The sequence below is a fragment of the Synechococcus sp. RC10A2 genome, from assembly GCF_047502605.1.
In genome coordinates, this window is record NZ_JANSHP010000096.1 from 14,718 (window position 1) to 36,857 (window position 22,140).

A 22,140-nucleotide genomic window follows, 5' to 3' on the forward strand; every position below is an offset into this window, starting at 1 on the left:
TAGTTTTAGGCAGTTAGGCCACCGCTGTCAAGAGGCGGCTGCCATCCACCAGCAGCAGCTTATGACCCTCCCGCTCCGCCAACAGATCCCAAAACTCGCCGGCGACGGCCCCCGGCAAGAACCCTTCCAGACGCAGCTGCAGGGGGGGGAATTGCTTGTTCCCCTGGGGCTTGCGCCGCACCGTCACCCAGATGAAGCCGTCGTGGGGCTCGACGATGCCGCGAATGTTAAAGCCCTCCTCTACATCCTCGGGGGCAGGCAGAAAGGGCTCGTCCAGATCTGGATCTTGCTCCTCCTCCGGCAAGGCCAGGATGCGGATAACGCTCAGGCCCAAAGTGCCGCCCGACCGCGGCTGGGGCTGCACGTAGTACCAGTAGGTGTGGCCGCTCTCGATGCAATAGGTGAAAGGGCGCAGCAGCTCCGCGCGGCCAGGGGTGGCCGGATACTCTACGCCATCGGCGGCAACCAGCGTCGCCTGAGCATAAGTCTGCGGGATCGATTTTAGGGATCCCTTGATCAAGCCCAGGGCGCGGAACTGGTAGGGGTAGGCAGGAGGGGGCAGTGGGTTCATCAGGAACAGGGGTAGAAGCTATGGGGGTAGGGTCTACAAGTTTATCCCATGGCGGTAGTCACCTTAGAGGTATAGGCGGCTGCTAATCCAGCAAAAATTGCACCCACTTCGGCGGCGGCGGCAGCGGACAGCGGAAATGCTCCATCACCAGAGCTGCCACCAAATGCACCGTGAAGACGTAGACCAGGGAGTTAAAGGCGATAAACCCTGCCACCACCACCTGAACCATCCAGGGTTCTGCCACCCAGTACACGCCCAGCCTGGCCAGAGACACATCCAGCAGCCAGTTGGTCAAGCCGGTGAGTTGGATGGTGACGTAAGTCCAGAGGTTTTCCCCCACCAACAGCGAGGAGAGCAGCAACTGGAAAACGAGGCCGAAAGCGCTGAGGGCAGCGCCGCTGGCCACCGAGACATACCAGGAAAGGCGCCGCCGCCATAGGCGGGCACACCAGTAGCCCAGCAGGCCGTAGGGAATGACGTAGAGAATGCTGCGCGTGGGCCCCATCAGCACCGTCAGCAACAGAGCAGAGACCGCCAGCGCCATCGCCCCGGTGCGGGGATCCCAGCGCATCACCGCCAGCGCCACCGGAATGGGGAAAAACAGACGCATAAACGGGGCCAGCGGCGTGTAGCTCAAGATCCAGATCAAAGCAGCAGTGCTGGCTAAGAAAGCTGTCTCCACCACCCTTAGAGCCGGAGAGCGGGGAGGTGGCGGGGGCAAGGGAGGAAAATCCTGCTGCACAGGAGGCTGAGGGGACGCAGGCACAGCGAGAAAAAGAAAAGAAAACTGTTCCCAGCTTAGGTCAGCGGTTGTGGAGTTGGTTGCAGTTGGGGAGCAAGGGCTCGGCTACTTGACCTTGCCGCTCCGCAAGACTTACACAACGCTAAACAAAAACGAACTTTTGTCCAGCGTCGTTGCTTCCTTTCTACTTCCACGACCCATACCTCGTTGGTTGCCCAACCCCCCCTTAGTCCCCCCGTATACGGGGGGATGTAGGGGGGCAGAGGAGTCTTCACAGGCGTAACTTCCCGTCGTTCGCGGCAGCGGGCCGTAGGCCTTGAACACAGTTGGCTGGAAGGGAAGAACCTGTTCACCACAACCAACTGACAGCTCTAGAGCTTGCACTTGTACTCTAGCTGTCGCCGAAACTCATAGAACCCACAGTCAGCAATGCTGCCTACCAACTTGTGGTTCTTGAGCATCCCTGAAACGTAAGGACGCCGTCCCGCTGACGCGAACAGTTTTTCTCAGCAAAACCCTGACTGACTAGAGGCAGACCCGACCTCCCCCTGTGGCAGAGCTCTGGATCCTCTTCCCATCCCAGCCCACCTGCCAAACTTGGCCCGCTACTGCCACCTCATCCCCCAGGCGTAACTTGCGCCCTCGCCGGGTTTCCACCTCGCCGTTGACCCGCACCTGCCCCGCCTGGATGAGCTGCTTGGCCTGCCCGCCGGTGGGCACAACTCCCGTCAGCTTGAGAAATTGATCCAGTTTGATAAGGGGATCCCCTGCTGGAGGAGCTTGGGAAGGGGGAAGAGTCTCGGCCATAACCTCACCGTTCTGGCTTGGATGTTGGCTGATCCAACTTTTTAAGATCCAACTTTTTAATTTTGACGCTGCTGCTCTGCCGGGATGGGCGATCCCCTAGGGCTACGGGCTATCGGCAGCAGCCGAAGCGGTGGGCTCGCCTTCGGCAGACCAAAACTCATAGGCAGCCTGGGAGAGTTTGGCGATTAGCTCTTCGGCTTTGGGATCGTTGGGAGTTTCCCGCTTTACCCACACTGCTGCCACGTAGCGTCGCCCGTTGGGCAAATCGAGTATGCCGGCATCTCCCACCACCGACCTGAGAGTTCCCGTCTTGTGGGCAATGCGCACCTCTTGGCCCAAGTTGGGGCGAAAATAGGAGGGCCGCTGCGTGCGCCAGAGGATGTCCAAAAAGCGGTCGCGGCTGCGGCGGCTGAGCATTCGCCCCTGCTCCACCTGGCTGAGCAGCCAGACCATGTCGCGCGGGCTGCTGGTGTTGGTGCCCTCCAAATCCGGCAGCCACCAGGAAATTTGCGTGTGCTGCAGCCCCCACTGGCGAAACTTTTGGTTGAGGGCTTCCCGACCGCCGAGGCGATCGATGATGAGGTTGGCGGCGAAGTTGTCGCTGATGGTGCTCATGAGGGTAGCTGCCTCCAGAGCAGAGACCCGGGATCCGAGGGGACGGGTCTGCAATACGCCAGCTCCCCCGCCCCTGAGGTCTTCTCTCAAAGTCAGCCTCTCGTCCAGCCGCACCTGACCCGTTTCCACTGCCTGCAAAAAAGCCAGGAGAATCGGGATCTTGATGACGCTGGCGGCAGGAAAAACCTGATCCGGCCTCACCCCGGCAAAGGCGCCGCTTTCCACCTCCCAGAACAGGGCTCCTGCTGTCAGGCCCGGCTGATCGGCCAGAGCAGCCAAGCGCTCCTGCAAAGCGGGGATTTCCTGTCCTCTTAACAGGTCTGTGGGCAAGGTGGAGGGGAGCTCCTGCATCGCATCCTGTTCTGGCCGGGCAGGAGTGGTCGATTGCAGCAGTTGCGATAGGCCAGCCATCGTCAGGCCCAACATCAGGCTGAGGCCCAGGCCTCGCAGCAACACCTCCAACAGGGCCGGAGACCGCCTCAGGCAGCGAGGCTGGGCAGCTCGTTGGCGCATCCGGGCAATGGCTCTTTGGCGAGAGAGGCGCAGCGGTTGGGGGCGGGAAGCCAAGAGGGATCCCTCGGCAGCCGGAGCAGGCAGCAAGTGGCGAGAAGGGGAGGCAGCCTGAGTGAAGCGGCGCTGACGACGCACCGGATCCCGAGACCTTTCTCGAGCTAAGCTGCTGCCTTTCCCCTCCCCTGTCCTCGCCATAAGAACGACTGCCCCAACGAAGGTCTTGATGACCGATATCGCGACAATTTTACTGAACTTGCGCCGGCGAGCCCGGTTCAATTAAACCCACAGATCGGCGAACCTGGCCTGGGAAAGTTTGGCGAGGGAGAGCTTTGGAGCTTGGCCATCTCCGGCCCTCCACCCCTCCTGAGTCGGCAGTCGGGCTGCTTCGACCTCTTGGGAAGCCCCTCGAGAAGAAGATCGCGGAGAAACAGGGGCAACTCCTCAGGCAATCGCGACCTTGTTCTCCGAGGGTGAATCCGAAGCTCGGCCTGCTCCGTACTTGAGGTGGCTTGTTCTCCGACCGAGGAGCTTTTTCCATATTGTTGACGCTTTTGCTGGATTCGGCCTTGCGGCCTCGTTTTGTCTTCAAAACTTTTTGGGGCGTCTGCCTAGCTGCTGACTTGTTTCTCAGCGGCTGCGGGAGCAGCAACTCGGCGACCCCTGCGCCGGGAGCTGTAGTCTCTACGGCTACCTTGACCCTATCTCCTGCTGCCGAAGTACCGCCGGTAGCGGTGCCCAGCTCCGCCAGCGGCAGTGCTGTGGTCACTTTAAACCAAACCGCCCGTACCCTATCTGTTGAGCAGGTCTCCAGCTTCTTGGCCGGGGCCTACTACCTCAACATCCATACGCAAGCCAATCCTGCCGGCGAGTTGCGGGCCCAGGTGGTTTTCCCTCGCTAAACCTGAGAGGCGACTTCTCAGCCGCCTAGGCGGCGCGGAGCCCTGGGAGGGCACCTTTTATACCTGCTGGGCCGGGTGGACTGTCTCTTGCAGGGCCCCGCCGTCGGCAGGTTGTCTAAATAGCAGGGAAGTTGGCTGCCCAAGCCTCTGCCTGGGCGGCTCCTGTGCTCTAACTTTTGCGACCAGCGGAGGCGGTAGGGCTTGCCCGACGGGGATCCCTCTTTGGGGGGCGGCTCGGATCCGGGCCAAATTGGCTATCCTAGAGATGAGGGGGTTGGTCGATAACGGAGTTTCCCCATCGCGACACGTATCCCAAGTGAGATCCTCGACACCCCAAAGCCGAAGCTGGTGGGAGGCAACAATGGCTGACTACAACCGCGGCATTATGAGGTTCAAGGGGGCGGATAGCCCAATTGTGGTTCTGATCTCGGCCAGCATTGTGGCGGGGGTGGTCTCGGCCCTGATCTGGTGGGCGTTGCACTTCGCTTACGCGGCTTGAGATCCCAGGTTCCTTCTCGACGGACTGGAAGAGAGTCCGAGGTTGCGGTTGCTGGCGAGCAGTCGCTAGGTTGGAGCAGCGCAGTTTTGCAGCGCCTGCGGCAGTCCTTGCAGCGTTGGTACTGCCAGCAGGGTCGAGATCTGCCCTGGCGACGCACGCGGGATCCCTATGCCATTTGGGTGGCGGAGGTGATGCTGCAACAGACCCAGGTGGCAACCGTGATCCCCTACTTTCAGCGCTGGATGGAGGCTCTGCCCGGGATCCCAGAGTTGGCGACGGCTCCGCAGCAACAAGTGCTGAAACTGTGGGAAGGGCTGGGCTACTACCGGCGGGCGCTGAATCTGCACAGAGCTGCTCAAATCCTGATGCAGGAACACGGGGGCCAGTTTCCCAGGAATCTGGAGCAGGTGCTGGCGCTGCCGGGGATCGGGCGCACCACCGCTGGCGGCATTCTCAGCGCCGCCTTTGACCTGCCCCTGCCGATTTTGGAGGGCAACGTCAAGCGGGTGTTGGCCCGCCTGGTGGCTTTGCCCCAGCCGCCGGCCCGTTGTCTGCCCCTGTTGTGGCGGCTTTCGCAGCAGTTGCTGGATCCCGAGCAGCCGCGCACCTTTAACCAGGCCCTGATGGACTTGGGCGCGACCATCTGCCGGCCCCGGCAGCCTCGCTGTGGCCAATGTCCTTGGCAGGCCGATTGCGCTGCCTACAATCGAGGTCAACAGCAACACCTGCCTATGTCTGAGCCCCGTCCCTCGCGCCCTCACAAACAGATCGCGGTGGCCATCGTTTTGCGAGGGAAAGAGATCCTCATCGATCGGCGGCTGGAAAGCTCCATGCTCAGCGGCCTGTGGGAGTTCCCCGGCGGCAAAATCGAGCCGGGAGAAACCCCTGCGGAGTGTGTGGTGCGGGAGGTGAAAGAAGAAATCGGCATCGACATTGAGGTGGTGGCTCCGCTGGCCACCATCGAACATGCCTACACCCATTTCACCATCACCCTTATTGCTTTTATCTGCCGCTATTTGCGCGGAGAAGCTCAAGCCCTGCAATGCAGCGAAGTGCGCTGGGTCGAGCCGGCGGAGCTGTCGCAATTTCCCTTTCCGGCAGCCAACCAAAAGCTATTTCCCTACCTGTACGCTTGGCTGGAAGCGCGAGGGCATCTCTTATAATCCGCCAAACTGCTTAAATCCCTCCGGCTTTGCTCGCACAAGACATCCGATAGGATGATAGGTGTCCTGCTGAGGTGAGGCACGGATATGCTTGTCACTCTGGAAAAAGCTGGGGAGATTCTTGCCAAAGGATCCCATACGGCGATTACGACAACAGACGGCAAGATCGCGCTGGTGCCAAAAGGAAAAGAGAACCTTAAGCTGACGGCCGCCGAAGCCATTAACTTGATGTTCTACGTCGTCCGCTCTGCCGACCCCCCAGAAGCAGTGATGGCACAACTGCAAGAGGCCGTTGCCAAGGCGCAAGCCCCTGATCCCGCCGAAGAACGCGCCAGAAGATATCGAGAAATCCGCGGAACTTAGCAGAAGCCGGTCGAGTCGGTTGCTCCAGGGCTCTCTGGACTAACTCGAGTTCCAGAATCAGAGGCTGGCAGGGCTGAGGGGAACCAATTTCCCGTCCGTAGTCAACCCCAGCAGCATCGGCTCCTGTGGCTGGATGGCCTGGCCAGTGAGGGCGCAACGCTGGGGCCGCTGAGCCGTGGCGGGGAAACTGGCCTGAATATCCTCGGCGGTGAGGGTGGCAGCCTCTTGAGAGTGGCGCAAGACATAGCCCCAGAGAATTTCGCGGATCAAGGCCTGGTAGCCCTGGCCGCCGGCCAACGCCTTCAGTCGTTGCTTCAGTTCCCGCTCCAGACGAATGCTGGTCACCTCCATCTCGGTGGTGGGAGTGCGAGGGTGGGCGTGGGCATGCATGCAGGGATCCTCTCCAAAGGCTTATACTACTCCTGTAGCACAAGGTGAGCACTGAGAGCATTCTAGGTGTAGAGATTTTGCCGCAGGTTTTATGGTTGAGCCGATCCCACCTCGTCGCCGCGCCTTAGAGCACCTGCTGAACCGGTTGGGGTTCAAGGATCCCGCCTGGCTGGAGCAACTGCGCTGGGATCTGTTGGATCAAGCTTTGATTCACCCTTCTCTGGATGGCCAGCGCAACAACGACCGGCTGGAGTTCTTAGGGGATTCTGTCCTGCGCATTTTGGCCACTGAGTTCTTGTTCCAGTCCTATCCCCACTTGTCGGTGGGAGAGCTGACCGCAGTTCGCTCGGATCTGATCAGCGATGCCCACCTGGCGGAACTGGCGGATCTGCATGGCCTAGAGCGCTACCTTGAGGTGGGATCCAGCTCCCAAAACGACCTGGCCGGACGGGAGCGGCGCTTAGCCGATGCTTTTGAGGCGGTGTTGGGATCCCTATACCTGAGCTGGGGCATGCACACCCTGGCCCGGCTGCATCCTTGGCTGGATCCCTACTTTCGCCAACGGGTGGAGCAGTGGTTCCAGGATCCCACTCGGCGCAACCCGAAAGCCGCGCTGCAGGAACTGACCCAACGCCTATGGGGCACCTTGCCGGAATATCGTCTGGTGGCTGCCCGGGAACACCCGCCGCACTTCACCATGGAAGTTTGGGGCCACGGCCAATGTTGGGGCCGCGGCGAGGGGCGCTCCAAAAAGGCGGCAGAAATGGCCGCTGCGGCCCAAGCCTACGGGCACTTGCAGTCGCAGGAAATAAGGTAGGCGCCACTACGAGGCGCTCCATGGGTGGCAACCGCTGTGGTAGCCGGCCTCTGCTTCCGGCACCGCCAGCCCGCTTCTACGGGGAGTTCTCGCCTCATCTCGCCTGCAACTGCAAGCTGGGATCTGCATTGCCCAGCTTTTTGGGGGTTAGGCTGACAAGGGGGCAGAGCAGCGGCAGCCTGAGAGAGATGAGAGCGTTGAACCTAAGCTAGACCTAGCCAACGGTGCAACAAGAGTATGGATCCAAAATTGGAACAGCGCGCCCGCGAGCTGCGCGCTCTGCTGCAGAAGGCCAGCATTGCCTACTACGTCCACGATGCCCCCATTCTGGAAGACAGCGTTTACGACCGCCTCTACCGCGAGCTGCAGGAGCTGGAGCGGGCCTACCCCGAGCTCATCACCCCCGACAGCCCCACCCAGCGGGTGGGGGAAAAGCCCGCCGAGCAGTTCCCCACCGTTTCCCACCGCATCCCCCTCTACAGTCTGGAAAACGCCTTCAACCTGGAAGAGCTAAAGGAATGGCAAGAGCGCCTGTGGCGGGTTCTGGGGCGCACCCCTGAGGAAGGGGAGCTGGAATATGTGTGCGAGCTGAAAATTGACGGCGCTGCCCTGGCTCTTACCTATGTGGATGGGCTGCTGCAGCGGGGGGCCACCCGCGGCGATGGACAGTCAGGTGAGGACATTACCCCCAATATCCGCGCCATCCCTTCTATTCCCCTGCGCTTGGCAACCGCCGCTCCCCCGCCGGTCCTGGAGGTGCGAGGAGAGGCCTATCTCCCCATTGCTGAGTTCGAGCGCATCAACCGGGAGCGATGCTCCGCCGGGGATCCCCCCTTTGCCAACCCGCGCAACTGCGCCGCCGGCACCTTGCGCCAGTTGGATAGCCGCGTGGTTGCCGCCCGCAAGCTCAGCTTCTTCGCCTATGCCCTCCACTGGCCGGAGGGGTGGCCAAGCGGGGATCCCCCCCAAACCCAGTGGGAGTGTCTGCAGCGGCTAAAAGACCTGGGATTGCCCGTCAATCCTCTGTCCCAGGTGTGCCGGGGCCTCGAGGAGGTGGTCCAGTTCTACGAGCGGTGGCGGCAGGCCCAGCTTCCCTATGCCTGTGACGGTGTGGTAGTGAAGCTCAACTCCCTGCGGCTGCAAGAGGAGGCCGGCTTTACGCAAAAATTCCCCCGCTGGGCCATTGCCCTCAAATACCCTGCCCAGGAAGTCCCCACCCGCATTCGCGCCATCGTGGCCAGCGTAGGCCGCACCGGAGCCGTCACGCCGGTGGCGGAGCTGGAGCCGGTTCTTCTGGCGGGCACCACCGTCAGCCGCGCCAGCCTGCACAATGCCGATCGCCTGGAAGAGCTGGATGTCCACATCGGCGACACCGCCATCGTGCGCAAGGCCGGGGAGATCATCCCTGAGGTGGTGGGGATCCTCAAGGAGCTGCGCCCCCCCGATGCCGTTCCCTACCGCCTGCCCAGCCACTGTCCCGAGTGCGGCACCCTTTTGGTTCGCCCTGCCGGCGAGGCGATAACCCGCTGCCCCAACCCAGCTTGTCCGGCCAAGATCAGGGGGCAACTGCAGCACTGGGCCAGCCGCGACGCCATGGATATCGAGGGCCTGGGGGAAAAGCGGGTGGCCCAGTTAGTAGAAAAGCTGGGGGTGCGCACCGTGGCCGATCTCTACCGCCTCACCCCGGAACACTTGGAGAGCCTGGAGGGGATGGGATCCCGTTCCAGCCAGAAGCTGGTGCAGGCCATCCAGCGCTCCCGTCAACAGCCCTGGGAGCGCGTGCTCTACGGGCTGGGGATCCCCCATGTGGGGGTGGTGACCGCCCAGATTTTGGCCCAGCATTTCCCCGCCCCAGAACTCTTGGCCCAGGCCAGGGCTGAAGACATCGCCCAAATCTACGGGATAGGGGCGGAAATTGCCGAGGCGGTGGTGGCCTGGTTTGCCGATCCCGCCCACCAGAAGTTGCTGCAGGAGCTGCGGGAGCTGGGGATCCCTGCCCTGCCCCGGCAAGCGGCCCCTGCCGTCTCCCAGGTTCTGGCTGGGAAGAAGTTTGTCATCACCGGCACCCTGCCTACTCTCTCCCGCCAGCAGGCCAAGGCTTGGATTGAAAGCCGCGGCGGCAAAGTGACCGCCAGCGTCAGCCGCCAAACCGACTATGTGGTGGTAGGGTCGGATCCCGGCTCCAAACTCAAGCAGGCCCAGGCTTTGGGGATCCCTCTCCTGAGCGAGGCGGAGCTGCTGGCGTTGGATCCGAAGTGATCTCCATCCTTGACGAGAAAAAATTTGGGAAGGCCGGCTTGTCCTCGCCCTGGCGATGGTTTATCATGCGATTCTGTGAGGAGTGGACGCCAGAGGGGGAAGAGGACGAAACACGGACAGTCCCTTCCCCTTTTTGGTGCTCAAGATCTACCCTGGTTCCGCTCCAGAGGGTATCCAACCGAACCAAAAAGCCCACTTGCTTCCGACGACCGTCTTTGCCAGAGTTAGGAACATTCCACTATCATGAGAGTAGCGGAGACGCATGTTTCCGTTCACTCCTCACACCATCCGCCGCTCGACGTCGAGTCGGGCGGTTTTCTTATCAACTTTCTATCCAATCGCCGCAGAGCTATCCTCTACAGCCGGCTTAGGAAGCCCACAAGCTGGAAGGAAGTGCTAGACTAGTAGGTCAGTAAGTTCTGTCCCTTCAGTATTCCTACGCCTCTGCGGCCGCGCCCCACGTTTAAGCAGCACCAGAGCGTCCTGTCTTTCCTGGAATTCGCCGAACACAATAGCCAAGAGCAAACAGCAACGAGGATCCCATGGCCAAGCATGACTCCCACCTGAGATGCTCCTTCTGTAATAAGTCCCAGGATCAAGTGCGTAAGTTGATTGCGGGGCCGGGGGTCTACATCTGCGACGAGTGTGTGGAGCTGTGCAACGAGATTTTGGAGGAGGAACTCTACGACGGCAATACCCCACCTGCCACAGCCCCTGCTGCCAGCCGTCGCGAAACCCCTAGAAAATCCTCTCGCAGCTTGCCTTCTCTGGCACAGTTGCCTAAGCCGCGCGAGATCATGCGCTACCTTGACCAGTACGTGATTGGCCAAGAGAAGGCCAAGAAGGTTCTGTCGGTGGCGGTTTACAACCACTACAAGCGGCTGGCTGCTAAGGCCAACCCCAACAGCCTCGGAGCTGCGGAGCTGGATGAGGTGGAACTGCAAAAGTCCAACATTTTGGTCATTGGCCCCACCGGCTCCGGCAAAACCCTGCTGGCCGAAACCCTGGCCCGCATGTTGGATGTGCCCTTTGCCGTTGCCGATGCCACTACCCTCACCGAAGCCGGCTACGTCGGCGAAGATGTGGAAAACATCCTGTTGCGCCTGCTGCAGGTGGCGGACATGGATGTGGAAGAAGCCCAGCGCGGCATCATCTACATCGACGAAATCGACAAAATTGCCCGCAAGAGCGAAAACCCTTCCATTACCCGCGACGTTTCCGGCGAAGGGGTGCAGCAGGCTTTGTTGAAGATGCTGGAGGGAACTATTGCCAACGTGCCTCCGCAGGGAGGGCGCAAGCACCCCTACCAAGACTGCATTCAAATCGACACTTCCAACATTCTCTTCATCTGTGGGGGCGCTTTTGTCGGCCTGGAGAAGGTGATCGAGCAGCGCATTGGCAAAAAGTCGATGGGCTTTATCAAGCCAGGGGAGCAGCTAGCAGTTACCCGTGAGCAACGCCTGGCCGATGCCCTCAAGGCGCTGGAGCCGGAGGATTTGATCAAGTACGGCATGATCCCAGAATTCATAGGGCGGCTGCCGGTGGTGGCTACCCTGGATCCCCTGGACGAGAAGGCCCTCGAGGCCATCTTGACGCAGCCTAAAAATGCCATCCTCAAGCAGGCCCAGAAGCTGTTGCGCATGGACGGGGTGGAGCTAGAGTTCGAGCCGGCTGCCATTTCTGCCATTGCCAAGGAAGCCTACCGTCGCAAAACGGGGGCGCGGGCGCTGCGGGCCATTGTGGAAGAGCTAATGCTGGACGTGATGTACGAGGTTCCCTCTCGCCGGGATATCAAATACGTGCGCATCACGGCCGAGATGGTGGAGCGCCGTTCCACGCACGAGCTGATCCCTCACCCTTCCACCCTGCCTAAACCTGAGTCTGCCTAGGGTCACAGCCCTGCTGGATCCCGCTGCGTCGGCATATGATCAGTGTTTGGTCTTGCAAGGAAGGGCAAGGGGGCGCATGGGGCGGGCGGATCGCGAGTATGCGGTGATCGGTCTGGGACGCTTCGGCACGAGCTTGGCCCTCACGCTGATGGAGCGAGGGCACAATGTTTTGGGGATCGACCGCAGCCGGGAGATTGTGCAGCGTCTGGCGGATCAGCTAACGCAGGTGGTGGCGCTGGATTCCAGCGATGAGGATGCCCTGCGGGCGGTGGATATTCTCTCCTTCGACACCGTGGTGGTGGCCATCGGCAGCGATTTCGAGAGCAATCTGTTGACGACGGTGGCCCTCAAGAGTTTGGGGGTGCGCAACGTGGTTTGCAAGGCTTCGACAGAGCGGCAACGCTCGATTCTCTTGCGGGTGGGAGCGGATCGGGTGGTGTTGCCGGAGCAGGAGGCGGGGCGACGTTTGGCTCAGGTGCTGACGGCACCAGGGATCCTAGATCAATTGGAGCTGGAGCCGGGTTACAGCATCACCGAGCTGGAGGTGCCGGAGGCGCTGGTGGGCCATACGCTGGCGGAGTCGGACTTGCGTCGCCGCTTCGGCATCACAGTTTTGGTGGTGAAGCGAAAACAATCGTTGGTGGTTTCTCCCCCGGCAGATTACCTGCTGGAGAAGGGGGATCTGCTGGTGGTGCTGGGGGCCAATACCAACATCTCGCGGCTGAACGAGATGTAACGGGGGATCCGATGAGAGAGGGCTGCGTCCCGCCGCCGCAACCCGAGGGGGCTGAGGGATGGGTGTCTCCCCGATCTTCAGGAACCCCTCGCCCGACGCTGCCTCAGTCCCCTTGGATCCCGGCCAGTCGCTTACACCGGCTCTTTTTTGGGGACAGGCGTCGCCCGCTGCCGCCGCCCCTGCGCCTGGTCGCGGGGTTGGGCCTGCTGGCGGTGGTGGGGACTTTGCTACTGATGCTGCCGGGAATTGGGCGCGGGGATCCCTTGAGCTGGAATGAGGCGCTGTTTACGGCCATGTCCGCCCTGAGCGTAACGGGTCTCTCGACGATTGTGGCGGCGGAGGATCTCACTTTGTTCGGCCAGATCGTGTTGCTGCTGTTGATCCAAATTGGCGGGGTCGGCTTCATGGTGCTGGCGGTGGTGGTCTTTCAACTGCTCGGGCGGCGCATTTCCCTGCTCAACCGCTTGGCGCTGTGCAACTCGCTGGGCCTGATCGATCCGGGGGCTATTCTCGAATTGACGCGGCGGGTGTTGATCGGGGTCACCCTGATTGAGCTGGGCGGAGCTTTGCTGCTCTGGGTGCACTGGCGGGATCTCTACGGGCCGGAGCGAGCAGTTTTTCTGGCGATTTTTCACGCGGTCTCGGCCTTTTGCAATGCGGGGTTTGATCTATTTGGCGCCGAAGGGATCCCTACGGATGGCCTGTCGCTGGCGATCTTGGCGGCTCTGATTTTTATCGGCGGCTTGGGCATCCCGGTTTTGTCGGATCTGCTAACTTGGCCCCGGGGCCACCGCCCCTCTCTGCACACCCGCATCACCCTGGTCGTGGTGGTGGTCTTGCTCTGCACGGGCGGACTGGGGATGTTCTTGGCCGAGAGCTTGCCCCAGGGATCCTTGCAGGAGGTAAGCTGGCCCCGCCGCTTGGGCCTGACATTTTTTCAGTCGGTTTCGGCCCGCACTGCTGGGTTTGCCGGGATCCCCATTGAGGATTTGACCCCGGCAAGTCAGTTGTTGCTGATGGCTCTCATGTTTATCGGGGCAGCTCCGGCTTCCATGGGGGGTGGCATCACCACCGGCACCTTGGCAGTGTTGGTGTTGGCCTTGTGGGGCTATGCCCGCGGTTTGCCCAGCGCCCAGATTGCGGGGCGCAGTTTGGATCCCTCGATGGTGCGCAAGGCAGCAGCGGTGTTGACCGTCTCTCTGTTCGTGGTGCTATTGGCAACTTGGCTGATCTTAATTACCCACCACCACAGCAGGCTGGATCCGGTGCTCTTCGAGGTCATCTCCGCTTTTGCTACCTGTGGCCTCTCGACGGGGTTCACGGGGGAGCTGAATTTGTTCGGCCAACTGATTATCGTTTTGGTGATGTTCTGGGGCCGGCTGGGGGCGTTAACCATTGTCCTGGCTTTGGCCCAGCAGCAACCGCGTCAGTTGGTGATCTACCCGGAAGAGCCAATTTTAATCGGGTAATCTCCTGACCAGAGGACAAGGAAATCCAAAGGGGGAGAGCAGAGGTTGGAGGTGGTTCCCCAGCTCACAGCCCCGCCGGGAAATCTCCAGCTTCCCTCGGAGGCAGCCCCGAGGTTTCCCCCAAGCGGCCTCCGCTAGACTGAGTAACAGGTAACCTCAGCTACACCCTCGTTGTCCCTTGCGTATTGGGAGCTTTCCGTGTCCAAGTTCCTCCTAATCGGTTCTACCGAACCTTTCAGCGGCAAGTCGGCGGCTGTCTTGGGTTTGGCCAAGCATCTGCAGCAACAAGGAGTGAAAATTACTTATGGGAAGCCGCTCGGATCTTGCGCCCGGGAGGATGGATCCCCGGAAGGGATAGACCCGGATATGCGCTTTGTAGCGGAGACGCTGCGGCTGACCCAGATGCCACCCATGCTTTTCCAGCTCGACGAAGAGGCGTTGCTGACCCATATCCAGCAGTCTCCGGGGGAGCCAGATCCCGCGCGCTCTGTCGCCCCTCTGCTGAAGTTTGCCACGGGATCCGCTGCGGATTTGATCCTGCTAGAGGGCCCGGCCGATCTCTACGAGGGCGAGTTGTTCGGCCTCTCCCTGGCCAAAATGGCCCAAGCCCTGGATGCTCAGGTACTGCTGATCAGCCGCTACCATTCCCCTTTGGCGGTCGATTCTCTTCTCTTTGCCCACCGCCAACTGGGATCCCATTTGGCCGGCGTGCTGCTCAACGATGTGCCACCCGACCAGATGGAGCCGGCAAAGACCATCGTTCGACCCTTTCTGGAGGCGCAAGGGATCCCGGTTTTGGGCATTTTGCCCTCCCACCGCATTTTGCGCAGCATCAGCGTTGGGGAGCTGGCGCGGCAACTGGAGGCCGAGGTGCTCTGCTGCCCGGATCGGATGGACTTGATGGTCGAAGACATCGCGGTGGGGGCGATGAACGTCAACTCCGCCTTGAAGTACTTCCGCAAGCTGGAGCACAAGGCGGTGATCACCGGCGGCGACCGCACCGATATTCAACTGGCCGCCCTGGAAACCTCCACCCTCTGCCTAATCTTGACCGGCAAGCTGCCTCTGGATCCCCGCATCCGGGCGCGGGCCGAAGAACTGGAAGTGCCGATCCTCTCCGTGGATCTGGATACCTTCACCACTATCAATCGCATCGAGCGGGTTTTCGGCCAGATCCGCCTGCACGAGGAGGTTAAGGTTCGCTGCATCCAGGAGTTAATGTCAGCAAACTTTGACTTTTCCCGCCTTTATGCCCATCTGGGCCTGACACAATCCCTAGCGTCGGCAGCAGGTGCATAAAAAAGTTATCTAGGGCTTCTCTACATCTAGCCCTTAGTAAGGCATATGTTCAGATGAGAAACACTATCTGTAACCAAGGGGGAACAGATTTTCTCTACCGTCCTGATTTCTAGTGTCTGGCGCTTGCTCCCGTTTGCAATGATTTCTGCAAGAAAACGCAGAGATCGTTTGCCATTTGCGGCTACCCACCGGCTTCAAGAGATATCATGCAAGTATTCATCACCTCAACACACCACTCCTCCCCCAGCTTTTCTGGGGGTTTTTATTCGCGCTGTTTGGCCAAATAACTCGGCTTCTGATGCCTCTACAGGCTTATGCTGCCGGTAGCGCGAAAAGATACTTTTCCAGCCACGACGGCGCCGACAGGCCCTCCAGGGGGTAGAATGCAGTTGCCGGTGTCGGCTAGGGATCCCATCATGGCCAAGAGCTTACGTCCGGGCAACCGCCAAGTAGCACCTCCCCCACGGCTGGCCGATTGCCCTCCTAGTGGCATTTTTACCGACGGGGGCTGTTCCCCCAATCCAGGGCCAGGGGGATGGGCGGTGGTGGTGGTTGAGGATGACCAGATTGTGGATGAGTTTTACGGAGGGGATCCCGCCAGCACCAACAACCGTATGGAATTGACCGGCCTCATTCGGGCTTTGCAATATTGTCGCGACACCCAGAGCAACAGCATAGACACCATCTACAGCGATTCCCACCTTTGCGTACAGACCTACAACGATTGGATGGAGCGCTGGGCAGCGCAGGGGTGGCGGCGGCGCACGGGGCCGGTGGAAAACTTGGATCTGGTGCAGGAGCTGTATCAACTCAAGCAGCAGTGCCCGCAGGTGCGGGTGGCCTGGATCCCGGCCCATCGGGGTCTGCGCTGGAACGAATATGTGGATGAGCTGGTCGCCCGCGCCCGACCCAAGTAGCTGATTTATTTCGATACTTCGGTGAAGGCCTGGGATCACAGACAGGGGCTAAGTCCATCGCCTATGCTCAAGAGGACGGCTCGTTGCAGGTGGGGTATGCAGGCCCAACTTTATCGTCGCTCTCGTCCGCTCTCCCTGACGTTGATGGCGGTGGGGAGCTCTTGGCTTTTGGGATCCTGTCAGCTCAGGGCACCCCAGGTGCAGTTGCCTGGCGATGTTCTGCCCGAGACGGCGCTGGTTCCCCAATCGGCACCTCTGGTGCTGGCCCTTTCTACCAAACCGGAAGAGTCGCTCCGCACCCACCCTGACCTTTTGGCCCGTTGGGAAAGCTGGACGGCAGAAGCTTGGGCCAGCACTGGCCAGGAGTTTTCTCGGGAAGAGATGCAAGCTTGGGCCGGGGATCACTTTACGCTGGCGGTGGTGATCCCCAATTTGGTGCCAGGGGCGGCGGAGCCGGTGCCTGGGATCCTGTGGGGAGCCAGCACCCGCAACGCCGATCTGTCCAGGCAATTTCTGGCCCAAGTGCGGCAACAGGCAGAGGCAGAAGGGGCCAACTTTGAGCAGCGCCAAGAGCAAGGAGTGACTCTCTACGTGCAAACCAACGGCAAGCCGGGCGAACGGTGGGTGACGGCGGAGTTTGGCAACCGCTTCGTGGCCCTGGCCAACGATCCCAAGGTGATGCAGCGGGCGATTGCTGTCTATCGCGGCGAGGCGGAGCCCATCAGCCGCGCCGAAGGTTTCCGCACCGCCGTGGGCGATCTCTACCAGAAGCCGGGCACCCTGGCTTTTGCCTACTTCAATTTCCAGGCCCTCCACGACGACCCCACATCCTTTAAAGATTGGATGCCGGATCTAGATCCGGAAGAGCTGGGATCCCTGCAGCCGCTGCGCTCTCTGGCCATGGCCGCCCACTGGCGGGAGCAGGGCCTGCAGATGCGCATGCTCACCCAACTGGATCCCCAAACCCCGCTGCTGGGCAAGTGGCAAACCGCCCGGGGCGAGCTGATCCGGCGGCTGCCCGGCAGTGCCCTGGCGGTGATCACCACCCAGCAGGTGGCCCAGCGCTGGCAAGCGGTTGTCTCTGAACTGGAAAAGGATCCCCAGGCCAAAGAGTTGCTGGATGAGCTGCGGGCCGAGTTCCGGGCCAATACCCGCCTGGATTTGGATCAAGACCTGATGGCTTGGCTGGACGGGGAGATGGCCCTGCTGGTGGCGCCCGATGCCCAGGCCCACCCCTTCTTGCAGGGCATGGGGGCGGCTTTGCTCGTCGAGAGCAGCCAAAAAGATAAGGCCAACGCAGCTCTGGCCCAGTTGGATCGGCTGGCCCAAGAGTCGGGCGCGCGAGTAACAGAAGCCGAGGGCCAGGTCACCTGGGCGGATCCCTTGTTTAAACGTCCGCTCTTGGTGCGGTCTTGGGAAGGCAACTACCTGATGGTTACCACCAGCACGGCGGCGCTGCAAACCCTTGCCCAACGCCAGGGCAATTGGATCCCTCAAACCGAGCCGCTGAAGACCCTCTACGAGCAGTTGCCCAAGCCCAACTACGGCTACTTTTTGCTCAACTGGCGCGGCATCCGCACAGTGCTAGAAGCCGCTTTGCCGGGTGGGCTGGCAAGCTTGGAGCCGGAGGCCCGCGAGCTACTGACCCGTATCGATGGGTTGGGGATCACCAGCTACCCCGTCGGAGATCACGCCCTTGGACTGGAGCTGCTGGTCACGGTGCCGCCCAAGCCACAGCCGTAAGAGAGGGGCCGGCGGTGAGGGCTACAACCGGATCAGACCGTAGGTGAGGGCGTAGCGCACCAGCTCGGTGCGGCTGCTGGTGCCCGTCTTGTTGAGGAGGCGGGTGACGTATTTTTCCACGTTGCGCACGCTGGTTTGCAGTTGTTTGGCAATTTCTTTGTTCATCAGACCCTCTGCTACCTTCTCCAACACCTGCTGTTCCCGTGGTGTCAGCTCCACCTTAATCGGTGGGGGTAAAGGAGTTGGGGTGGGGGGCTGAGAGGGAATGGTTGGGGGGAGAGTTCGCTCCGATAGCAGGGCGCGAATCGAGGCCAGCTCGCGGGCCACTACCTCCGAGGGGCTGGCCGCGCGGGAGCGCTCGATGAGATTGGAGACAATGGCCACCAGCTCCTCCGGGTCGAATGGCTTGGGCAAGTAGGCATCGACGCCGGCCCGGTAGCCCTGGATGCGGTCGGCGGTCATCCCCTTGGCGGTGAGGAAGACCACGGGCAGGTGGCTGTAGGGATCGAGTTTTCGCACTTGCGCCAAAAATTGGTAGCCGTCCATGCCCGGCATCATGATGTCGGAAATAATCAACTGTGGCTGCGTCGTGCTGAGCAGTTGCAGGGCTTGCTGGGCATTGGCAGCCGGGATCACCTCAAAGCCGCTGTCTTCTAGATAGGCTTGCACTGCTTCCCGCAAGCCTGGCTCGTCATCCACCAACAAGATGCGGGCCCGTGCCGAGGCAGGTTCGGATTTGGCTTGAGCGGAGGGGGCCATTGTGCAGCTCCTGGATAGCTTTCAAGATTTTGGCTGGAAGAGACATGCCTGCTCCATTTAAGCCCTACTGGGCCGTGAGCAATCTGAGGCGGAAGCAGGAGCCCTGGGGGGAGCTTTCCACCTCGAGATCTCCTCCCATTTGGGCGGCCAAGTCGCGGCTGATGGCCAACCCCAGCCCCTGCCCCGGCTTGGAGGGATCGGCGCGAAAAAACGGATCGAAGATCCGCTCCAGGTTCTCAGGATGGATGCCGGGGCCGTTGTCGCAGACGGCGATCCACACCTCCTGGCAAGAGGAGGCGCTTGAGCCTCTCGCTTCCTCGGCGGGCTTGACCTCTACCCTGAGCTGGATATCGCCGGGGGGCGGGGTGTACTTGCAGGCGTTGTCGATTAAGTTATCCAACACCTGGCGCAGGGCGCGGGGATCTGCCAGTACCGGCGGCAGGAAAGGGGGAAGAACGGCCTGAAAGCGATGTCCCTGCGCTTCCGCCAGGGCCTGATAAATAGGGCTCCACTCCCGCAGCAGGTCGGCCAAGGAGAGGGGCCGAAGTTGGAGAGGAGCCGGGATCCCGTCCAAGCGCTCCAGCTCCGCCAGCAGATCCTGCAGATGCTTGCACTCCTGTTCAATGCTCAGGCCAATCCAGTGGTTGCGATCGTCGGGGGGCAGACGCTTTTGCAACAACTTGGCCAGCGTGCTCAGGGCGGTTAGAGGATTGCGCATCTCGTGGAGCAAGGTGGAGAGCTGCTGGGCAGATAGAGTGATCCCCCCGCCAGGCCTGGGATCCCCGCCCCCACAGACGGGCTCAGGCTCTGGGTGAGGTTCGGCAACTTTTTTCGCTCTCGGCATGGATCCCCTCTTTCAACTCTCCTGGAGCAAGCAAATCGATCCTAGCCCCATCCTCCCTGGGATTTGCCACTTCAGACCGGCTCCAGGCCGGCGGACTAGAGCTGGCGGGGTAAGTAGATATTGAGAATTTCCCCTTGCCGAGCCCGATGGCGCACAGTGAGATAGCCCCCCAAAGCTCGGAACAGGGTTCGGGCTACTGGCAGGCTGAGGCTAATGGCCCCGGTATCTGGCTGCACCACCAACAACTGGCCAATTGGCTGAGGGGACTTAAGTTCCAGGCTAGGGGTGTCGCTCCCCTCGGGGGTGTTTACCTGGAACTGCAGCTTCACCAGCTCGCCAGCGCTGAGCAATTGGGCGCGGATGCGGCTGCCAGCGGGAGTACTACGGGCTAGGCGGTCGATAATTCCAAATAGCACCGCCTCCAGGGCTTTGGGATCGCTGACCACATCGGGCAGCTCGGCAGGGATCTCCAACTCCAAGCGGGATCCCCGCCGTTCCACCTGTTCCTGCCAGCGGGGCAGGTTTTGCCGCACCAAGTCCACCAGCGCAATCGGCTCCAGTTGCAACCGACGTCCCTCGCCTGGCGTGGCAGCGGGCATGACCGTTTCTGTGGCCTGGAAAAACAGACCGAAACGGTTGATTTGCTCGGTGCACTCGCGGTCGATCTTCTCCACGTATTCCCGCACCCGCGGTGGCAGGTCGCGCCGCTTCAGGATGAGGCTGACCAAGGTGCGGATGGTGCTGAGGGGCGTCTGGATCTCGTGGATGAGAGCCCGCAACAACTCCGCCTCCGAGAGGCTGCCCGCTTGCTCTGGCTCGGCTTGGGGAGCGGAGGAGCGGCCGTGGGCGGGAGGCTCAGGCGCCGGCGAGGAAGCGGAAGATGAAGAAGCCGGGATCTGCCTTGCTGCTGGTGGCGGTGGAGGCACAGCGGCAGCCTCCTGTTCTGCCCTGGCAGGGGGCAGGCGGGCGGGCGGGGATCCAAACTCGGCCAGGTTACCCAGCAGAAGGAAGCTGCTGAAGCGGGCCAACACCCGTACATGCGGCTGCATCAGGGGATAGTGGCGGGCCAACTCCTGCCAAGCGGCCAGCCGGTCTGGCCTGCCCTGTTGAACCCGTTGCTCCAGGCTCTGCCAGGCTCGTCGGATCACCTCCGGCTCAAAAGAGACCATCATCCCCCTCTGCCGGGTGTGGGGATGGTGACCCTGGGCAGCTACTGCCGAAAAAACAGGGGTGAGCAGCAACAGAAAAGGCTCCTCCACCAGTGGATCCCGCGGCAGGAGAGGGATCACCGTCTGCCCAGGGGTGAGGATTGACTCAGGGGAAAAATCCGGGCTGAACAACCAGGGGGGTTCCCGTGCCGGCTCCCAAGAGTGGCGGGGAAGATGCAGCGCATCCATGGGCAGCGGCAGTTGGGGTAAGGGATCCTGCACCACCCAAGGGGGCCACCAGGAGACCGGCCCCCCGATCACCACGCCAAACTGTCCAACCTCTTGCCATAGCTGGAGCAGGGCTGCCACCGTCTGCTGCCAAGAGCGCTCTCCCGCCCCCGGCAACCATTCTGGCAAGGGTAGAGCGGCCCACAAGGCTTCCATCAAGGACAGAAATCGGCGGCTGTTCACGGATCCCTTTGATCCCACCCTTCCCCTGTAGGCTAGCGGTTGTGAAGCTTCTAGGACAGCGGAAAACCTCACCTTCTCCAGGGCGGATCCCCGTCTTGCTCACCCAATCCGTCCATCTGGCAGAGTCGCCCCGCGCAGGTTGGCTCCCGCGAGGTTGGCGGTGCTGAGGTCGGCGCGGGTGAGGATGGCCTCGCGGAGATCGGCATTTTCCAAGTTGGTGCGGCCCAGATAGGCATCCACCAGGCTGGCCGATCTCAGGTCGGCCCCGGCCAGGTTAGCCCGACTCAGATCCGTCCGCGCCAGCTTGGCCGAGCGCAGGCAGGCGGCGGAAAGATCGGCTCCCGCCAGATCTGCCTCGCTGAGGTTGGCTTCCGCCAAGTTGACCTGGCTGAGCATGGCTTCCTTCAAGTTGGCCCGCCCCATCTGCACCCCCTGTAGGTCCCCGCCCAGAAAGGAAGCTCCCCTCAGGTCGGCGTTGCTGAGGAGGGCCCCGCGCAAACAGGCCCGCTGTAGGTTGGCTCCCTGTAAGTGGGCTCCGATTAAACTGGCCTCTTTGAGATTGGCCCCCCTTAGGTCGGCCCGCGTCAAATCCGCTCCCGCCAGGTTGGCCCCGCTCAGGTCGGCGCGGCTGAGATTGGCGCTGCGCAGCACGGCTGCCCGGCGACTCTCGAAACGGAGATTGGCCCCCCGCAGGCAAGCCCCCCCCAGGTTGGCGCTGGTGAGGTTGGCCCAGCGCAGATCCGCCTCTAGCAAGTTGGCGTCGATCAACAGAGCCAGCGTCAAGTTAGCCCCGTGCAAGTCCGCCCCTTGCAACGTGGTGCCGTGCAAATGCGCATCTCTGAGATCTGCCTCGCTCAGGTCAGCCTGGCTGAGGTTGGCCCCACTGAGATTCGCTCCCACCAAGTTGGCCTTCTGCAGCTTGGCCCGCCCCAGGTAGGCAAAGATCAAGTTGATACCATGCAGGTCGGCCTGAGAAAGGTCTATCCCGATCAAATCCGCTCGGCTCAGATCCAGAGCGGCCAGGTTCTCGCCTGCAAAGTTAACCCGTCCTGCCCGGTACAGTCGGAGCAGATCTTTGGCATCCATTGGCATCCATAGAATCCATGGAAGAGAGCTGATCCCGCGCTCATGGCCATTCTAAAGCGAGACACTGCACTGGAGCGCCAGCATTATCGGCTCTAGGGAAGGCAAAGGACTTGGCCTCGCCGGCGCGACCAAAAAAGTAGG

General features: G+C 61.4%; 21 protein-coding genes. 12 read left to right on the forward strand and 9 right to left on the reverse strand.

Annotation, left to right across the window (positions count from 1 at the left end; all coding sequences use genetic code 11):
- Positions 1–13: 13 nt before the first annotated feature.
- The 4 genes from NW848_RS12940 to NW848_RS12955 form a co-directional block, all read right to left on the reverse strand.
- On the reverse strand, positions 14–571 hold the full coding sequence (locus tag NW848_RS12940; protein WP_011429704.1) for a hypothetical protein: 558 nt from the start codon (positions 569–571) through the stop codon (positions 14–16).
- 82 nt (positions 572–653) lie between these two features.
- On the reverse strand, positions 654–1,337 hold the full coding sequence (locus NW848_RS12945) for a DUF2232 domain-containing protein (protein WP_011429703.1): 684 nt from the start codon (positions 1,335–1,337) through the stop codon (positions 654–656).
- A gap of 501 nt (positions 1,338–1,838) precedes the next feature.
- On the reverse strand, positions 1,839–2,120 hold the full coding sequence (locus NW848_RS12950; protein ID WP_011429702.1) for an RNA-binding S4 domain-containing protein: 282 nt from the start codon (positions 2,118–2,120) through the stop codon (positions 1,839–1,841).
- 102 nt (positions 2,121–2,222) lie between these two features.
- Positions 2,223–3,383 carry a serine hydrolase gene (locus NW848_RS12955; protein ID WP_414402355.1) on the reverse strand — a complete coding sequence of 387 codons (1,161 nt, stop codon included), beginning with the start codon at positions 3,381–3,383 and terminating at the stop codon, positions 2,223–2,225.
- Positions 3,384–3,787: 404 nt separating this feature from the next.
- Here NW848_RS12955 and NW848_RS12960 point away from each other — a divergent pair, with 404 nt between their 5' ends.
- From NW848_RS12960 to NW848_RS12975, 4 genes are all read left to right on the forward strand, one after another.
- The gene (locus tag NW848_RS12960) at positions 3,788–4,147 is read left to right on the forward strand and encodes a CHRD domain-containing protein (protein ID WP_041438159.1); all 360 of its coding nucleotides are present in this window, start codon (positions 3,788–3,790) and stop codon (positions 4,145–4,147) included.
- A 361-nt stretch (positions 4,148–4,508) separates the two neighbouring features.
- Positions 4,509–4,646, forward strand: coding sequence for a hypothetical protein (locus NW848_RS12965; RefSeq protein ID WP_041438154.1), 138 nt, complete (start codon positions 4,509–4,511; stop codon positions 4,644–4,646).
- 86 nt (positions 4,647–4,732) lie between these two features.
- A complete protein-coding gene (gene mutY / locus NW848_RS12970; protein ID WP_414346862.1) occupies positions 4,733–5,809 on the forward strand; it encodes an A/G-specific adenine glycosylase in 1,077 nt (358 codons plus the stop codon).
- Between the two features lie 87 nt (positions 5,810–5,896).
- The gene (locus NW848_RS12975; RefSeq protein ID WP_041438897.1) at positions 5,897–6,172 is read left to right on the forward strand and encodes a hypothetical protein; all 276 of its coding nucleotides are present in this window, start codon (positions 5,897–5,899) and stop codon (positions 6,170–6,172) included.
- 57 nt (positions 6,173–6,229) lie between these two features.
- Here the strand turns inward: NW848_RS12975 and NW848_RS12980 are convergent, their stop codons facing one another.
- A complete protein-coding gene (locus NW848_RS12980) occupies positions 6,230–6,562 on the reverse strand; it encodes a hypothetical protein (RefSeq protein ID WP_011429695.1) in 333 nt (110 codons plus the stop codon).
- A gap of 91 nt (positions 6,563–6,653) precedes the next feature.
- Between NW848_RS12980 and rnc the strand changes: the two genes are divergently transcribed.
- The 8 genes from rnc to NW848_RS13020 all read left to right on the forward strand — a co-directional run bounded on the left by rnc (position 6,654) and on the right by NW848_RS13020 (position 17,691).
- On the forward strand, positions 6,654–7,379 hold the full coding sequence (gene rnc / locus NW848_RS12985; RefSeq protein ID WP_011429694.1) for a ribonuclease III: 726 nt from the start codon (positions 6,654–6,656) through the stop codon (positions 7,377–7,379).
- A gap of 237 nt (positions 7,380–7,616) precedes the next feature.
- Positions 7,617–9,638 (forward strand): NAD-dependent DNA ligase LigA, encoded by a 2,022-nt coding sequence (gene ligA, locus NW848_RS12990; RefSeq protein ID WP_011429693.1) that lies wholly within the window; start codon positions 7,617–7,619, stop codon positions 9,636–9,638.
- 542 nt (positions 9,639–10,180) lie between these two features.
- Positions 10,181–11,527 (forward strand): ATP-dependent protease ATP-binding subunit ClpX, encoded by a 1,347-nt coding sequence (clpX, locus tag NW848_RS12995; RefSeq protein WP_011429692.1) that lies wholly within the window; start codon positions 10,181–10,183, stop codon positions 11,525–11,527.
- A gap of 76 nt (positions 11,528–11,603) precedes the next feature.
- Positions 11,604–12,263 (forward strand): potassium channel family protein, encoded by a 660-nt coding sequence (locus NW848_RS13000; RefSeq protein ID WP_011429691.1) that lies wholly within the window; start codon positions 11,604–11,606, stop codon positions 12,261–12,263.
- Positions 12,264–12,325: 62 nt separating this feature from the next.
- Positions 12,326–13,732, forward strand: coding sequence for a TrkH family potassium uptake protein (locus tag NW848_RS13005; protein ID WP_414508642.1), 1,407 nt, complete (start codon positions 12,326–12,328; stop codon positions 13,730–13,732).
- Between the two features lie 198 nt (positions 13,733–13,930).
- Positions 13,931–15,031, forward strand: coding sequence for a phosphotransacetylase family protein (locus tag NW848_RS13010; protein ID WP_099835615.1), 1,101 nt, complete (start codon positions 13,931–13,933; stop codon positions 15,029–15,031).
- A gap of 383 nt (positions 15,032–15,414) precedes the next feature.
- A complete protein-coding gene (locus NW848_RS13015; protein WP_240527720.1) occupies positions 15,415–15,948 on the forward strand; it encodes a ribonuclease H family protein in 534 nt (177 codons plus the stop codon).
- 96 nt (positions 15,949–16,044) lie between these two features.
- Positions 16,045–17,691 carry a DUF3352 domain-containing protein gene (locus NW848_RS13020; protein WP_414402352.1) on the forward strand — a complete coding sequence of 549 codons (1,647 nt, stop codon included), beginning with the start codon at positions 16,045–16,047 and terminating at the stop codon, positions 17,689–17,691.
- 21 nt (positions 17,692–17,712) lie between these two features.
- Here the strand turns inward: NW848_RS13020 and NW848_RS13025 are convergent, their stop codons facing one another.
- From NW848_RS13025 to NW848_RS13040, 4 genes are all read right to left on the reverse strand, one after another.
- Positions 17,713–18,450: a response regulator gene (locus NW848_RS13025; protein ID WP_414390766.1), complete on the reverse strand. Its 738-nt coding sequence runs from the start codon at positions 18,448–18,450 to the stop codon at positions 17,713–17,715.
- Between the two features lie 64 nt (positions 18,451–18,514).
- The gene (locus NW848_RS13030; RefSeq protein WP_011429685.1) at positions 18,515–19,294 is read right to left on the reverse strand and encodes a sensor histidine kinase; all 780 of its coding nucleotides are present in this window, start codon (positions 19,292–19,294) and stop codon (positions 18,515–18,517) included.
- A gap of 95 nt (positions 19,295–19,389) precedes the next feature.
- Positions 19,390–20,886 carry a sensor histidine kinase gene (locus tag NW848_RS13035; RefSeq protein WP_240527965.1) on the reverse strand — a complete coding sequence of 499 codons (1,497 nt, stop codon included), beginning with the start codon at positions 20,884–20,886 and terminating at the stop codon, positions 19,390–19,392.
- A gap of 126 nt (positions 20,887–21,012) precedes the next feature.
- Positions 21,013–21,999, reverse strand: coding sequence for a pentapeptide repeat-containing protein (locus tag NW848_RS13040; RefSeq protein WP_168173314.1), 987 nt, complete (start codon positions 21,997–21,999; stop codon positions 21,013–21,015).
- Positions 22,000–22,140 lie beyond the last annotated feature (141 nt).

Coding starts and splice junctions, on each gene's coding strand:
- NW848_RS12940 (WP_011429704.1), bottom strand. CDS start 571: ATGAACCCACTGCCCCCTCCTGCCTACCCCTACCAGTTCCGCGCCCTG.
- NW848_RS12950 (WP_011429702.1), bottom strand. CDS start 2,120: ATGGCCGAGACTCTTCCCCCTTCCCAAGCTCCTCCAGCAGGGGATCCC.
- NW848_RS12965 (WP_041438154.1), top strand. CDS start 4,509: ATGGCTGACTACAACCGCGGCATTATGAGGTTCAAGGGGGCGGATAGC.
- NW848_RS12975 (WP_041438897.1), top strand. CDS start 5,897: ATGCTTGTCACTCTGGAAAAAGCTGGGGAGATTCTTGCCAAAGGATCC.
- NW848_RS12980 (WP_011429695.1), bottom strand. CDS start 6,562: ATGCATGCCCACGCCCACCCTCGCACTCCCACCACCGAGATGGAGGTG.
- rnc (WP_011429694.1), top strand. CDS start 6,654: ATGGTTGAGCCGATCCCACCTCGTCGCCGCGCCTTAGAGCACCTGCTG.
- ligA (WP_011429693.1), top strand. CDS start 7,617: ATGGATCCAAAATTGGAACAGCGCGCCCGCGAGCTGCGCGCTCTGCTG.
- clpX (WP_011429692.1), top strand. CDS start 10,181: ATGGCCAAGCATGACTCCCACCTGAGATGCTCCTTCTGTAATAAGTCC.
- NW848_RS13000 (WP_011429691.1), top strand. CDS start 11,604: ATGGGGCGGGCGGATCGCGAGTATGCGGTGATCGGTCTGGGACGCTTC.
- NW848_RS13015 (WP_240527720.1), top strand. CDS start 15,415: ATGCAGTTGCCGGTGTCGGCTAGGGATCCCATCATGGCCAAGAGCTTA.
- NW848_RS13020 (WP_414402352.1), top strand. CDS start 16,045: ATGCAGGCCCAACTTTATCGTCGCTCTCGTCCGCTCTCCCTGACGTTG.
- NW848_RS13025 (WP_414390766.1), bottom strand. CDS start 18,450: ATGGCCCCCTCCGCTCAAGCCAAATCCGAACCTGCCTCGGCACGGGCC.
- NW848_RS13030 (WP_011429685.1), bottom strand. CDS start 19,294: ATGCCGAGAGCGAAAAAAGTTGCCGAACCTCACCCAGAGCCTGAGCCC.
- NW848_RS13035 (WP_240527965.1), bottom strand. CDS start 20,886: ATGGAAGCCTTGTGGGCCGCTCTACCCTTGCCAGAATGGTTGCCGGGG.
- NW848_RS13040 (WP_168173314.1), bottom strand. CDS start 21,999: ATGGATGCCAAAGATCTGCTCCGACTGTACCGGGCAGGACGGGTTAAC.